The sequence below is a fragment of the Micromonospora sp. DT178 genome, assembly GCF_049841695.1.
In the GTDB taxonomy this organism is placed as follows: Bacteria; Actinomycetota; Actinomycetes; order Mycobacteriales; family Micromonosporaceae; genus Micromonospora.
The window spans coordinates 19,848-32,941 of the sequence record NZ_JBNCKV010000010.1 but is presented as its reverse complement, the minus strand read 5'-3'; the positions used below and the strand labels follow the sequence as shown (position 1 = coordinate 32,941).

General features: G+C 73.0%; 12 protein-coding genes and 1 pseudogene. 7 read left to right on the top strand and 6 right to left on the bottom strand.

The genetic code is table 11. The features are described from left to right. Positions 1 to 7: 7 nt before the first annotated feature. Complete coding sequence (locus tag ACLQ22_RS19635) at positions 8 to 1,168, bottom strand: hypothetical protein (RefSeq protein WP_425693587.1); 1,161 nt, start codon at positions 1,166 to 1,168, stop codon at positions 8 to 10. Between the two features lie 237 nt (positions 1,169 to 1,405). Here ACLQ22_RS19635 and ACLQ22_RS19630 point away from each other — a divergent pair, with 237 nt between their 5' ends. Together ACLQ22_RS19630 and ACLQ22_RS19625 are read left to right on the top strand one after the other, a co-directional pair. Then, positions 1,406 to 2,170 (top strand): TIGR03089 family protein, encoded by a 765-nt coding sequence (locus ACLQ22_RS19630; protein ID WP_425693586.1) that lies wholly within the window; start codon positions 1,406 to 1,408, stop codon positions 2,168 to 2,170. Positions 2,171 to 2,347: 177 nt separating this feature from the next. Continuing rightward, on the top strand, positions 2,348 to 3,307 hold the full coding sequence (locus ACLQ22_RS19625) for a zinc metalloprotease (protein ID WP_425693585.1): 960 nt from the start codon (positions 2,348 to 2,350) through the stop codon (positions 3,305 to 3,307). Positions 3,308 to 3,355: 48 nt separating this feature from the next. Here ACLQ22_RS19625 and ACLQ22_RS19620 read toward each other — a convergent pair. Then, a pseudogene (locus tag ACLQ22_RS19620) lies at positions 3,356 to 3,650 on the bottom strand (hypothetical protein). Positions 3,651 to 3,885: 235 nt separating this feature from the next. On the opposite strand from ACLQ22_RS19620, the gene ACLQ22_RS19615 reads away from it, so the two are divergent. Then, on the top strand, positions 3,886 to 4,230 hold the full coding sequence (locus ACLQ22_RS19615) for a type II toxin-antitoxin system HicB family antitoxin (protein WP_425693760.1): 345 nt from the start codon (positions 3,886 to 3,888) through the stop codon (positions 4,228 to 4,230). 31 nt (positions 4,231 to 4,261) lie between these two features. Here ACLQ22_RS19615 and ACLQ22_RS19610 read toward each other — a convergent pair whose 3' ends face one another. Both ACLQ22_RS19610 and ACLQ22_RS19605 read right to left on the bottom strand, forming a co-directional pair. After that, a complete protein-coding gene (locus ACLQ22_RS19610; RefSeq protein WP_425693584.1) occupies positions 4,262 to 4,474 on the bottom strand; it encodes a hypothetical protein in 213 nt (70 codons plus the stop codon). A gap of 293 nt (positions 4,475 to 4,767) precedes the next feature. Beyond that, positions 4,768 to 6,447, bottom strand: a complete 1,680-nt coding sequence (locus tag ACLQ22_RS19605) for a DNA repair helicase XPB (RefSeq protein WP_121397005.1) — start codon at positions 6,445 to 6,447, stop codon at positions 4,768 to 4,770. Positions 6,448 to 6,621: 174 nt separating this feature from the next. On the opposite strand from ACLQ22_RS19605, the gene ACLQ22_RS19600 reads away from it, so the two are divergent. Both ACLQ22_RS19600 and ACLQ22_RS19595 read left to right on the top strand, forming a co-directional pair. Further along, the gene (locus ACLQ22_RS19600; RefSeq protein WP_425693583.1) at positions 6,622 to 7,515 is read left to right on the top strand and encodes a L,D-transpeptidase family protein; all 894 of its coding nucleotides are present in this window, start codon (positions 6,622 to 6,624) and stop codon (positions 7,513 to 7,515) included. Between the two features lie 141 nt (positions 7,516 to 7,656). After that, entirely contained in the window at positions 7,657 to 7,905 is a 249-nt protein-coding gene (locus ACLQ22_RS19595; RefSeq protein WP_416608714.1) for a hypothetical protein, read from the top strand. Positions 7,906 to 7,915: 10 nt separating this feature from the next. Here ACLQ22_RS19595 and ACLQ22_RS19590 read toward each other — a convergent pair whose 3' ends face one another. Next, positions 7,916 to 10,396: a helicase-associated domain-containing protein gene (locus ACLQ22_RS19590; RefSeq protein WP_425693582.1), complete on the bottom strand. Its 2,481-nt coding sequence runs from the start codon at positions 10,394 to 10,396 to the stop codon at positions 7,916 to 7,918. 84 nt (positions 10,397 to 10,480) lie between these two features. Between ACLQ22_RS19590 and ACLQ22_RS19585 the strand changes: the two genes are divergently transcribed. Both ACLQ22_RS19585 and ACLQ22_RS19580 read left to right on the top strand, forming a co-directional pair. After that, positions 10,481 to 11,104 carry an HAD family hydrolase gene (locus ACLQ22_RS19585; RefSeq protein ID WP_121397001.1) on the top strand — a complete coding sequence of 208 codons (624 nt, stop codon included), beginning with the start codon at positions 10,481 to 10,483 and terminating at the stop codon, positions 11,102 to 11,104. A gap of 34 nt (positions 11,105 to 11,138) precedes the next feature. Beyond that, complete coding sequence (locus ACLQ22_RS19580) at positions 11,139 to 11,525, top strand: cold-shock protein (RefSeq protein WP_101413859.1); 387 nt, start codon at positions 11,139 to 11,141, stop codon at positions 11,523 to 11,525. Here the strand turns inward: ACLQ22_RS19580 and ACLQ22_RS19575 are convergent. Next, positions 11,486 to 12,397: a 1,4-dihydroxy-6-naphthoate synthase gene (locus ACLQ22_RS19575; RefSeq protein ID WP_425693581.1), complete on the bottom strand. Its 912-nt coding sequence runs from the start codon at positions 12,395 to 12,397 to the stop codon at positions 11,486 to 11,488. The genes ACLQ22_RS19580 and ACLQ22_RS19575 overlap by 40 nt on opposite strands. Between the last annotated feature and the right edge of the window lie 697 nt (positions 12,398 to 13,094).

Below are 13,094 nucleotides of genomic sequence, written 5' to 3'. Positions count from 1 at the left end.
CCGCCGGTCAGGCGGCCGGCCAGGTGGTGTACGAGATCCGCGCGTTCAGGTTGGCCGGCACGCCCAGCCAGGTGTAGCAGTTGACCGAGACGACGGTGTCGGCCCCGGACGGGGACCACCCGGCCAGTACGCAGTAGCCGCGCGGCGGACGCTGGAGACTGGTCACGAACGAGTTCACGAAGGCGGTGCCGTAACCGGTGGCCGTGCCGGCGAAGCGCGCCTGGTAGCGGCCGGTGCCGAGCACCGTGCCCGTCGCGCCGCCGAAGCCGGGGATCGTCGAGTTGTAGCTCTCGCCGCCGATCCAGGTGCCGCTGACGTTCTCGCCGTGGAACACGCCGCTGGCGAAGCGCGGCCCGAACGCCCGGCCCAGCAGGTCCACCCGGGAGCCGTACGTGACCACGAAGCGGGCGTCCACCGGCATGCCGGCGGCGTTCGCGCAGTGGACCACCCACCCGTCCGGCGGATCGAGCTGGCAGTGCACGGCGGTGCCGCCCAGCGCGGTCACGTGCGCCATCGGGAAGATCGCCCCGCCCTCGCTCGGCGGGTTCGGGTTCATCAGGAAGCGGTACCGGCCCTTGTCGAGGCGCTCGTAGGAGACCGTCCCGCCGGTCGAGTCGTACCGGTAGGCGGCGGGCAGCGTGCGTACGCCGGTCGGCTGCGCCTGGTCGGTGACGAACCACGCCAGCCGGCCCTGACCGACCTGCCGGACGTTGGTGAAGGTGGCCACGAAGCGGCTGTCCGCCGGGCTGCCGGTCGCGGCGAAGCAGCGCACCTGGATCAGCAGGTCGGGCGCGCCGATCGGGCTGCGGTACCAGCTCGCCACCGTGCAGAGGACCGGCCCGCCCCCGTACGCCACCGCGTGCGCCACCCCGCCGCTGGTCGCCGCCCCCTCCAGCATCACCGTGTACGCCCCGGTGCCGGTCCGCCGCACCACGACGTCGCCGTCGCCGGAGTGGGCGCTGTAGCCGCCGGTGATGCGGTACTCGGTCGTGGTCGGGGCGTGCGCCCAGACCGTGGCGGTCACCGTGGGGTTGGGGTCCGGCAGCGGGTCCGCCGCGGCGGGCACCGGCCGGGCCAGCGCCGCCCCGGCGAGCAGTACCGCCAGCGCCACGGCGCCCCGCAGCGTCCCGCCCCGCCGGGTCCGGGGCACACGTTCGTCTGTCTGCATGACGCAGCCTCCCTGGGCCTCGGCGGACCGTCCGCGCCACGAGTGTGGCAACGCCGGTCAATGCCCGTACCGGTGCGGCCCGACCCACCGCCCCCGGGAGTGTCACGCGCGGTGCGGTGCCAGTGCCTGTGCCGTGCCCCTGCGGTGTCGGCGCGGGTGCCCGGGACCGGCGCGTCGGTGCCCCGTCGGCCCGTCGCCCGTTGAGTAGGGTGGCCGCAGCCTGCCGAGGAGTGCGACATGAACATGACCGATGCCCTCGTCCGGGAGCCGCTGACCGGTGGTCGGGCGGCGGAGGCGGACCGGCCGCTGCTCACCTACCTCGACGACGCGACCGGTGAGCGGGTCGACCTGACCGCGACGGAGCTGGGCGGCTGGGCGGCGCGGGCCGCCGGGCTGCTGCGCGAGGGCTGCGGGCTGGGCGTCGGCGACCGGGCGGCCGTGCTGCTCCCGGCGCACTGGCAGAGCGCCGCCGTGCTGCTGGGCGCCTGGTCGGCCGGGGTGGCGGTGTCCTTCCGGCCCCGGGCCACCGCCGGCCTGCCGCCGGTCGAGCCGGGCGCCGACGAGCCGTACGACGCGGTCTTCGTCAGCGCCGAGCGGCTCGACGACTGGCTGGAGGACGTGCCCGAGGCGCGGCACCGGTTCGTCCTCTCCCTCGGCGTCGCCCCGCGCGCCCCGGCCCCCGAGGAGTACCGGGACTGGCTCGTCGAGGTGGGCCGGCACACCGACGCGCTGCCCGCCTCCGCCCCGCTGACCAGCGCCCACGCGGCCAGCCCCGACGGTACGAGCTACCGCGAGTGGGGCAGCGTCGCGCTGGCCGTGGCGGAACGGCTCGACCTGCGGGCCGGCGACCGGCTGCTGGTCGACGTCGCCGAGCACGAACAGCCCGTGTACTGGCTGCTGGCGCCGCTGGCCGTCGGCGCGTCGGTGGTGCTCTGCGCCAACCTCGACCCGGCCCGGCTCGACGCCCGGATCGCCGCCGAGCAGATCACCCGGGTGCTGTAGAGCGCCTCCAATCAGCGTTCCCCGGCCCCCTGCCGTTACAGGGAAAATCGGCCCTTTCCGCAGGCCTGTTGCCGTTGCCACGGACGTGGTCTCATACCGGGAAGACGACGTCATCGACCTGGTCGTGGCAACCCCGCGTCGACTCAGCACCGCCTCCATTCCCTGAAAGGTGCACCGATGCACAGGAGACCGATCTTCCGACTTGCAGTCCTCACCGCCACGGCGGCGACGTTCCTGGCGTCCGGTGGCGCCTACGGCGCGGTATCGGCGGCGCCCGTGACCGTCTCCCCGGGCGTCGCCGGGTGCGAGCCGGACGCCCACGGGCACGGAGCGGCCCGGCTTGCCGAGGGCGCCACCGCCCAGGAGCCGGAGCTGTACGCCAAGAACGAGGCGAACGCCTACGGCGTCATCAAGGACACCCCGCGCCTGGCCAACGGCAGCGTCACCGTGCCGACGGTCTTCCACATGGTCTCCGACCACCCCCTGACCGCGGCCGAGACGACCAGGTGGAACACCCTGATCGCGGCGCAGATGAAGGTGCTCAACGACTCGTTCGCGGGCCGCACCGCCGCGAACGCCTCCGACACGCCGTTCCGGTTCGACCTGGTCGACACGACGTGGACGGTCAACAGCGCCTGGTACACCGTCGTGCCGGGCAAGAACGAGCGCGACATGAAGAAGGCGCTGCACACCGGCGACTCCGCGACCCTTAACGTGTACGCGGCGAACATCGGCGGCGGCCTGCTCGGCTGGGCGTACTTCCCGAAGGGCTACAACAACGGCCGCGACTACATCGACGGCGTGGTGATGCTCGACGAGTCCATGCCGGGCGGCACGGCCGGCAAGTACGCCCTCGGCGACACGCTGACGCACGAGGTCGGGCACTGGCTGATGCTGGAGCACACCTTCGCGCACGGCTGCTCCGCCGCCGGCGACTTCGTCGCGGACACCCCGCGGGAGGCGGCGCCGCAGTTCAACTGCCCGGTGGGCGCGGACACCTGCACCGCACCCGGGCTGGACCCGATCCACAACTTCATGGACTACACGCAGGACTCCTGCATGAACATGTTCACCGCCGGACAGGCGGACCGGATGAGCGACGCCTGGGTGGCCTTCCGGGCCGGCGGCGCCGGCTGACCCCCTGCCTCACCGCTGCGTCGAGGCGAGTTGATCAAGAGGTTTGCGTCACCGGCGAGCCTGTCGGAAGGCGCAAACCTCTTGGTCATTCTGAGGGATCGGTGGGCATCGCGCGTTGCCGGGCAGCGGCCGGTCGCAGAGGACCCAATGGCGTACGCCCTGCTGGTCCTCGGCCGACACGTGACCCCCCGGGGGGCTCGACGCGGGTGCTGAGCCGCGCCAGCACCCGGACGGCGGTCCGGGCGAGGATCCGCGCCCGCAGCAGGTCGGGCGAGGTTACCGGCAGGCGGATCACCTTGCAGCTGTGGTACCGCCAGTAGTACCATTGCTGCGTGCCGTCCATAGACAAGCTCGTTGCAGCGATGCGGCTGAACCCGCAGAACATTGCTTAAAACGATCTCTATCGGACGTGCGAACACTACTTCGGGAAGCCGCGGCAGGCTGGCGGGCTCTCATGCAGTGTTCAAGACGCCCTGGGCGGGAGACCCACGCGTGAATATTCAGAACGACAAAGGCAAGGCAAAGGCGTACCAGGTCCGGCAGGTGCTCAGGGCGATCGACAAGAAGGAGGCCACGTGATGCAACCCGATCTTCGTCCGGAGATCACCCACTACACCTACCGCGTCACCTGGTCCGCCGAGGATCGCGAGTTCGTCGCCACCTGCGCCGAGTTTCCCTCTCTCTCCTGGCTGGCTCCCTCCCAGATCGAGGCTCTGCAAGGGCTTCAGGATCTCCTTCGTGAGGTGATCGAGGACATGCAGGAGCAGGGCGAGCAGGTGCCCCAGCCGTTCGCCGAGCGCAGCTACTCGGGCAAGTTCAACCTCCGCGTCGGAGAGAGCCTGCACCGGGAACTCGCCATCCAGGCCGCCGAGGATGGCATGAGCCTCAACCAGTACGTCCTGCGGAAGCTCCGAGCCGCCTGACCCGGTCGAGGCCAGTTGGTTCGAGGCGTACTCAGGTGCTGTTAGGAGTTTGACCGCTCCGCCATACCTCACCCTGAGCACCATGACGCTCGGCCGCATACCGCGCCTGGGCGGACGTCGCATCGCGCACCGCAGCCGAATCCTCAGGTGAGGAGAGCCGGTTCCGGTCTCGCCAGCCGACAAGGACGAACGCCGCGAGCAGCACCACCACGAACACTGCGAGGGACACCGCCACAGCTGTCATGCCATCGACACTACGACATGTCCACCAAGATTCGAGCCGTCCTCGCGGGCGCTGGTGCTGCGCTACGGACGACCGAACTCGCCCTCAGCTCGCACAGATCGGCAGGTTGAACCCCACGGGAATGCGGAGCCTCCATTGCCGAATCGCGAAACGCTGGCGGATGAGTCGTCTACGACATCAGGTCTACAGCGCGCGGGGGACATCAGGCGCCTCCCGAGGCCGGCACAGGGACTCCGTCGAACAGGGGCGTCGGGGCGACCCGGACCCGTGCCACGACCCCGCGATGCTCACGGTCAGTCGACCGTCGGGAGCTTCGGGCCGAGGACGTCGTCGGCGTCCACGATCGTGTACGCGTATCCCTGCTCGGCCAGGAAGCGCTGCCGGTGGGCCGCGTACTCCGTGTCGATCGTGTCGCGGGAGACGACCGTGTAGAAGTGCGCCTGCCGGCCGTCGGCCTTCGGCCGCAGCACCCGGCCGAGCCGCTGTGCCTCCTCCTGGCGGGAGCCGAACGTGCCCGACACCTGGATCGCCACCGCCGCCTCGGGCAGGTCGATGGAGAAGTTGCCGACCTTCGAGATGACCAGGGTGCGTACCTCGCCGGAGCGGAACGCGTCGAAGAGCCGTTCGCGTTCCTTGTTCGTCGTGGAGCCCTGCACGATGGGTGCGTCGAGGTATTCGCCGAGCTGGTGGAGCTGGTCGATGTAGCCGCCGATCACCAGCACCTGGTCGTCCGGGTGCCGGTCCACGAGCGCCTTCACCACCGGCAGCTTCGTGCGGGCGGTGGCCGCCATCCGGTAGCGCTCCTCGGCCTCCGCCGTCGCGTACGACATGCGTTCCGCATCGGTGAGCGTCACGCGTACCTCGGTGCATTCGGCCGGGGCGATCCAGCCCTGCGACTCGATGTCCTTCCACGGCGCGTCGTACCGCTTCGGGCCGATCAGGCTGAACACGTCGCCCTCGCGGCCGTCCTCGCGTACCAGAGTCGCCGTGAGGCCCAGCCGGCGGCGGGCCTGGAGGTCCGCCGTGAAGCGGAAGATCGGCGCGGGCAGCAGGTGCACCTCGTCGTAGACGACCAGGCCCCAGTCGCGGGCCCCGAACAGGTCCAGGTGGGTGAACGTGCCCTTCTTGCGCGAGGTGAGCACCTGGTACGTGGCGATGGTGACCGGGCGGATCTCCTTGCGCTCGCCCGAGTACTCGCCGATCTCCTCCTCGGTCAGCGACGTGCGCGCGATCAGCTCCCGCTTCCACTGCCGCCCCGCCACCGTGTTCGTGACCAGGATCAGGGTGGTCGCCTTCGCCTCGGCCATCGCCGCCGCCCCGACCAGCGTCTTGCCGGCGCCGCAGGGCAGCACCACGACGCCCGACCCGCCGGCCCAGAACGCCTCCACGGCCTCCCGCTGGTACGACCGCAGCGTCCACGGCTTCCGGCCGTCCTTGCCGGCCTCCGCCAGCTCGATCGGGTGCGCCTCGCCGTCGACGTAGCCGGCCAGGTCCTCGGCCGGCCAGCCGAGCTTGAGCAGCGCCTGCTTGAGCCGGCCCCGCTCGGACGGGTGCACCGCGATCGTGTCGTCGTCGAGCTTCGCGCCGAGCATCCCGGCGAGCTTCTTGCTCTTGGCGACCTCGATCAGCACCAGCCGGTCCAGCGCCCGCAGGACGAGGCCGTGCGCCGGGTCGTTGGCGAGCTGGAGGCGGCCGTACCGGTCCATCGTCTCGGCCACGTCGACCAGCAGCCCGTGCGGCACGGGGTAGCGGGAGTACTTGATCAGCGAGTCCACCACGCCCTCGGCGTCGTGGCCGGCGGCGCGCGCGTTCCACAGCCCGAGCGGCGTCAGCCGGTAGGTGTGCACGTGCTCGGGGGAGCGCTCCAGCTCGGCGAAGGGCGCGATGGCCATCCGGCATGCCTGCGCGTCCGGGTGGTCGATCTCCAGCAGCAGGGTCTTGTCCGACTGCACGATCAGGGGTCCACCGCTCACGCCAGTGCCTCTCCTCCGCCTCGGTCGCCGGCTGTCCGGGAGGCGACTGACCCGCCCAGGCCGACCCACCAGTGTTGCACGCAACCGGGTGACGGCAGAAAAATCTGGTCACCTGGAGCAACCGGAGCGGTACTCGCAACGTCTAGCAAAGGGAACACCTGTCAGGGAGGCAGCATGAAACATGTCCGGATCAGCAGCCGGCTGGTCGCCCTGGCAGTGGTCACGCTGGTCGGTGCCGGTGCGTGCACGTTCGATCCGCAGGCCGACGGCGGCGGGGGCGGGGGACCCGTCGCGGCCGGGGCTGCGGAGCGGGTAACGGGGGCGAGCGGTGCGCCCGGGCCGGACCAGCGGGCGCAGCCGAGCACGGCGCCGCCGAAGCCCAGGGTCAAGCCGACGCGGAGCACGCCGGCACCGACGCGCCCCACGGTGAAGCCGACGCGCCCTGCGACGAAGCCCACCGGGTCGCCGTCCGCCGCCGGCTGCCCGCAGGGCGAGCACCAGCGCGAGGTGGAGGCGTACCTGGCCCGGCTGGGCGGGTTCGGGCGGGTGACCGTCGACGGCCGGCAGTCCGCCGCCGACTGCGCCGCCATCAAGAAGTTCCAGAAGCGGTACGACATCCGCCCCGCCCACGGCCGCGCCGGGCCCACGACCCATGACGTGGCGAAGCGCCTCGCCACCACCGACACGGCGCGCTGCCGGGCCGGCTCGGGCACCACCTTCTGCATCGACCTGACCCGGCAGACCACCTGGGTCATGCGCAACGGCAAGGTGCTCGTCAAGCCGACCGTCACCCGCACGGGCATGCCCGGCTACCGCACCCCCGCCGGCACGTTCACGATCAACTACCGCAACGTCAAGGAGTGGTCCGACCCGTACGAGGTGTGGTTGCCGTACTGGCAGCACTTCACCCGGGGCATGGGCTTCCACCAGACCACCACGTACCTGCACGAGAAGTCGATCGGCTCGCACGGCTGCGTCAACCTGCTCCCCGGCGACGCCGTCCGCTACTGGGAGCTGGGCAAGGTCGGCAGCAAGGTGGTGCTGGTGGGGCGGCGCCCCGGCACCTGAGTCGCCCGGGGCACCTGAGCCGCCCCGACACGCCTCCGCGGCATCGCACAACTCGTCCGATCCGGGCTTTATCCCCTGTCACTCGCGCCACGGCGGTGTCACGCTGGACGTCAGGCGTCGAACCGGACGGGGAGGCTGGGCATGACGGTCGACCGAGAAGTGATCACGGAGCACAGTCCCGCGCACGACCGGTCGCCCGTCGAGGAGGTCTCCACCGCCACCGTGGTCGCGTACGGGGTGGCGGCGGTGGTGCTCGTCGGCTGGTTCCTCTTCGGCTGGCTGGTCCTCGAACAGGGCTTCGTCGACTCGGTCGGCGAGTCGGCCGGCGCCGGGTTCACGCTGCTGCTGATCGTCTCGGTCGTCGGGACGGTACGCCGCAGCCGGCGCTGACCCGACCCGCTCAGTCCTCCAGCACCGCTGCCGTGATCCGGTGCAGGGCGAACGTGTGCAGCATCTCCGTCCGGTCGTCCTCGGCGCGCAGGTAGCCCGCGCCCATCGAGACCGGCCGGACGAGCCGGGACGCGGTGGCCCCGTGCGCGTCGACATACCCGACCCAGACCAGCGCCCGGTCCCGGATCGCCTGCTGGAGCACCGCGAGGGCGTCGCTGTGGGAGGGCACCAGCGCCGGACCGGTGCGCCCGAGCCCGCCCCGGACCACGGCCGGCGCCCGCCGCGCGGCCCGGGCCGCCGCGTCGCCGCGCCGGATCTGCTCCACCACGCCGAGCAGGCGGGGCATGGCCAGCTTCGGTGTGGTCAGCGGGTCGAGCGTCCGGGTCGTCACCGGTAACCGGGCCGGGGCCCGCCGGGTCTTCGGGCGGGCCAGCACCGCCGAGCCGCTCGCGTCCTCCGGCACCGGGGCGTACCCGGCGTCGCGCAGCACCATCAGCATCCGACCCACCTGGTACGGCGTCGACAGCACCGTTGGCGCCAGCCGGCGCAACGCCAGCGGCTCCAGTCGCCGGTCGGCGAGCACCTCGGTCAGCAGCGCCTCGTCGTCGCTGCGCACGTACGCCCCGGCGGAGCCGACCCGCAGCCCGCCGTGCTTGCGGGCCACGTCGTCCACCAGGTACGTCAGCCCCTGCGGGACGTGGGTGCGCGACCGCCGGCGGAACAGGGCGTGCAGGTCGTCGGCCGAGTAGCCGGCGTCCAGGGCCCGGCGCACGCTGGCCGGGGTGACCCGGTGCACGCTGGCGCCGCCGGCCGACTCGTGCTCCGCCACCACCTCCAGTTCGGCGGCCAGCGCCGGGTCGGGCGGGCCGGGCACCACGACGGTCAGGTCGGCCTGCACGAGGAAGTGGTCCACCGGGGCGGGCAGCAGCGCGTCCAGCGCGCGTACGGTGCTGGTCGGGTCGCCGCTCTCGGTGTCCGCCCGCAGCCCGAGGGGGTCGTCGCCGCCCCGCTCGTCGGCGGCGGTCACGTCGGCGAGCAGCAGCCGCCCGTACGAGGTGAGCGCCCCCAGCCCCGTCACGCCCAGCGTGGCCGCCTCGGCCAGCACCTCGCGGTGCGCGGCCTCCCGCCCCCGGCTGCGCCGCGGCGCCCGCCAGTCGAGCAGGGCCAGCACCTCCTCGGGGGTGGGCCCGGTGGCCGGCTCCAGGTCGGCGAGGACCTCCAGCACGGCCCGTCGGGCGGCCGGCGCGCCGGCGCGTTCCGCCTCTGCGGAGAGCACCGTGATCGGCCGGTCCCGGTCGTCGCGCTGCCCCACCAGCCCGGCCTGCCGCGTCATGGTCAGCCAGGCCCGGGCGAGCTGCTCCCAGCGCTGCGCGAGCGTCCCCGCCCGCCACACCTCGTACCCGGCGGTGGGCAGGACCTGCTGGTCGGCGCCGTGCCGGGTGGTGGTGGACCCGGACAGGTCGACCTCGCCGACGAGCCCGCCCGCGTACGCCGCCTCCAACAGCAGGGCCGCCGTCGGCTCGTCCACTCCGACGGCCTTGGCGAGCCGGCGCAGGTCGCGGACGCCCAGGCCGCCCGAGCGGAGCACCGGCGCCGGTTCGGCGGCGAGCTGCTCCAGCAGCCCTTCGGTGTGGCGTACCACCTCCATGGTCTGCCCGGCCCCGGCGGAGTCGGCGGCCTTCGGCTCGCGCGGCGGGGTGGCCACCGGCGGCGGGCTGCTGCGCAGCGGGCCGAGCGGGCCGCTGTCGCGGCGCAGCAGCAGGCCGACCTCGCGGGGCAGTTCGACGGTGCCCGTGGCGCCGGCCCGGCCGCCGGAGACCGGCACCAGCAGGTGGTGGTCGACGAGCCAGCGCACCGGCGAGCCGGTGGGCGCGCCGCCGTTGGTCGGGTCCGGCGGCAGGTCGTCCTCCGCGCCGAGCGGGGGCGCCTGCAACGCGCCCGCCGGCACGCTGCCGACCGGCGGTCCGGCGGCCAGCCGGTCCAGGATCGCCCGGGCCGAGGGCGGCGCGGCCAGCAGCGTCCGCCGCAGCTTCGCCGGGTCCGCGCAGAGCGCGGCCGTCCGCGGGCCGAGCTCCGCCGCCGGTCGACCCAGGCCCGCCGGGTACGGCGCGACCTCGTCGACGCTCGCCACCACGCGCAGGGCGCTCTCGGGGCCGTACAGCACGAAGAGCGCGCGCAGCCGGTTCACGGCGGCGCGGACGGTGGTGGGGGCGGGCGGCTGCGGACCGGCGGTGGCCATGGCGAGCACCGCGTCGGTGGAGGTGGTCTGCTCGGTGGCGTCCCGGGTGAGCCGGGCGGCGTCCAGCATCAGCAGGGTGAACTGGTCCAGCGCGTCGAGGGCGCGAGCCACCGAGACCCGCGACTGGGCCCGGGTGGCGAGCGCGGAGACGTCGGCCGGCACGGGTACGACGAGGTCCGGCCGCAGCTGGAGGAGGGCGGCGAGCGACTCGTCGGGGAGCGACCGCAGGTGGTCGGCGAGTGAGGTGGTCATCGTCGTTCCACGCTAGCCCGATGGAGGGTCCTCCCGCCCCTCGGACGTCCGGCTGACCCGGGATGGGCGGGTACGTTCTCCCGCATGGCAGCGCTGACGGTCGGCTTCGACCTCGACATGACCCTGGTCGACTCGCGTCCCGGCATCGCCGACGCCTTCCGGGCGTTGACGGCCCGGACGGGGGTGCACGTGGACGCGGAGGCAGCCGTGGCGCGGCTCGGCCCCCCGCTGCGTACGGAGATCGCCCGCTGGTTCCCGCCGGAGCAGGTCGACGAGGCCGTCCTGACGTACCGCGAGCTGTATCCGGCGTACGCGATCACGCCCACCATCCCGCTGCCCGGGGCGGTCGCCGCGATCGACGCGGTACGCGGACGCGGCGGGCGGGTGTTGGTGGTCACCGCCAAGCAGGGCCGCCTGGCCCGGCTGCACCTCGACCACCTCGGTCTGGTGGCCGACGAGGTGGCGGGCGACCTGTTCGCGGAGGAGAAGGCGACCGCGCTGCGGCGGCACGGCGCGACCCACTACGTCGGCGACCACGTGGCCGACATGGTGGCGGCGGGGGCGGCGGGCGTACCCGGCATCGGGGTCGCCACGGGCCCGTGCACCGCCGACGAGCTGCGCGCGGCCGGGGCGGAGGTGGTGCTGGATGATCTCACCGGATTCCCGGCGGCGCTGGACGGCATGATCCGGCTAGCCTTGGAGCGGTAGACGTCTCAAGCTCAAGCGAAGCAGGGGTTCTCAGGTGCCGACGGGGCGAGTGAAGTGGTTTGACGCGGCCAAGGGATACGGATTCGTCACCAGCGACGAGGGTGGCGACGTGTTCCTTCCCAAGGGCGCGCTACCGACGGGTGTCACCGACCTCAAGGGCGGCCAGCGGGTCGACTTCAGCGTGGTGGACAGCCGCCGGGGCGCGCAGGCGATGGGGGTCAAGCTGCTCGACGCCCCGCCGTCGATGGCGGAGCTGCGTCGCCGGCCGGCGGAGGAGCTGCACGGCCTCGTCGAGGACATGATCAAGGTGCTGGAGGCGAAGGTCCAGCCGGACCTGCGCCGGGGCCGCTTCCCGGACCGCAAGACGGCGCAGAAGATCGCTCAGCTGGTCCACGCGGTCGCCAACGAGCTGGAGGTCTGAGGCACCAGCCCGGCGTCGGCGGCCCGGCCGAGCAACGCCTGGACGGCGGCGAACCCCGCGTCCCCCAGGTCGGCGGTGAACTCGTTGACGTAGAGCCCGATGTGCCGGTCCACCACGTCGGGCTCCATCTCCTGCGCGTGCGCCAGCACGTACTCGCGGCTGGCGGCTGGGTCGGCCCAGGCCTGGCGTACCGACTCGCGGATCCACCCGGCTGCGGCCTGCGGGTCGACCGCGCCGCGCCGGGCCAGGATGGCCCCGAGGGGGATGGGCAGGCCGGTGTCGGCCTCCCACCACTCGCCGAGGTCGACCAGGGCGGTCAGGCCGTGCCGCGGGTAGGTGAACCGGGCCTCGTGGATCACGAGACCGGCGTCGTACCGGCCGGCGGCGACGCCCGGCATGATCTCGTGGAACGGCACGACCTCGATCCGTGCCGGGGGCCGCTCGGCCGCCCAGAGCCGGAAGAGCAGGTACGCCGTCGTCCGGTCGCCCGGCACCGCCACCGTGGCACCGCTGAGATCGGCGCGACCAGGGCCGCCGGGCCGCTCGGGCTGGCCGGGGCCGCCGGGCTGGCCGGAGCCGTCGGGCTGGCCGGAGCCGTCGGGCTGGTCGCCGCGGGTCAGGACCAGTGGGCCGCAGCCGCGGCCCAGCGCACCCCCGCAGGGCAGCAGGTGGTAGTCGTCCAGCAGCCAAGGCAGCGCCGCGTAGCTCACCTTGACCAGGTCGAACGCCCCGCGCTCGGCGGCCGTGTTGGTGACGTCCACGTCGGCGTACGTGACGTCGACCGGCGGTGCGCCGGGCACGAGACCGTGCGCCAGGGCGTGGAAGACGAACGTGTCGTTGGGGCAGGGAGAGAAAGCCAGCGAGAGCGCCACGCCCTCACCGTATCCCCGCCGCCGGGGGCCCGGCTTCGCCTGGCCCTCACGACTGTGACCTGCCCCGCGAGGTGGCGCTGCCCCGCGAGGTGGAGGCGCGGAGGCGCAAGTGTGCGCGGTGACGGTACACGCGACGATGCGATTGGGAGATGTCCCACGACGACGAGCCGCGTCCCTCCGAGCAGCTAGCGTCCGCCGAGCGGATCTCTGACGCCACGAGCCACGGGCCGAGTGGACGCGACGGCGACAACCAGGGCGGCAATGGGTGTCCTGTTCGGCCCCTGTCGAGCTGCCCTCACAGATGGGGCAAGCCGCGATCCGCCAGATAGTGCAAGCCGCGATGCGGCAAATGGGCAAGTTGCGATCCGGCGAGTGCCGGCCGCACCAGCGGGGGAGCGGCCTAGGGCCGGTCAGCCCTGTGCCGGCGCGCGCCGAGCACTGCTCGGTCTCCGCCGTCGCACCCCTGCTGCATGACCCGGCTGATGCCCGAGTGCACCGACCTCGCACGCCGGGGACCAGTGCAGACGGCCCCGTTCCTGGATACCGGTCGCTCAACGGTGCTGGGCATCTCCGTGGGCCAGTGGTCTCACGAACGGGGCAGCTCGACAGCGTGCCGAAGAGCACCCGGCCGCACAGCGCCAAGCCAGTTGTCCACAGGATTGTCCACAGGTGTGTCGCGCTTGTTGACGGGCGCTTG

Coding starts and splice junctions, on each gene's coding strand:
- ACLQ22_RS19615 (WP_425693760.1), top strand. CDS start 3,886: ATGCAACCCGATCTTCGTCCGGAGATCACCCACTACACCTACCGCGTC.
- ACLQ22_RS19630 (WP_425693586.1), top strand. CDS start 1,406: ATGAACATGACCGATGCCCTCGTCCGGGAGCCGCTGACCGGTGGTCGG.
- ACLQ22_RS19585 (WP_121397001.1), top strand. CDS start 10,481: ATGGCAGCGCTGACGGTCGGCTTCGACCTCGACATGACCCTGGTCGAC.
- ACLQ22_RS19610 (WP_425693584.1), bottom strand. CDS start 4,474: ATGACAGCTGTGGCGGTGTCCCTCGCAGTGTTCGTGGTGGTGCTGCTC.
- ACLQ22_RS19600 (WP_425693583.1), top strand. CDS start 6,622: ATGAAACATGTCCGGATCAGCAGCCGGCTGGTCGCCCTGGCAGTGGTC.
- ACLQ22_RS19595 (WP_416608714.1), top strand. CDS start 7,657: ATGACGGTCGACCGAGAAGTGATCACGGAGCACAGTCCCGCGCACGAC.
- ACLQ22_RS19625 (WP_425693585.1), top strand. CDS start 2,348: ATGCACAGGAGACCGATCTTCCGACTTGCAGTCCTCACCGCCACGGCG.
- ACLQ22_RS19635 (WP_425693587.1), bottom strand. CDS start 1,168: ATGCAGACAGACGAACGTGTGCCCCGGACCCGGCGGGGCGGGACGCTG.
- ACLQ22_RS19590 (WP_425693582.1), bottom strand. CDS start 10,396: ATGACCACCTCACTCGCCGACCACCTGCGGTCGCTCCCCGACGAGTCG.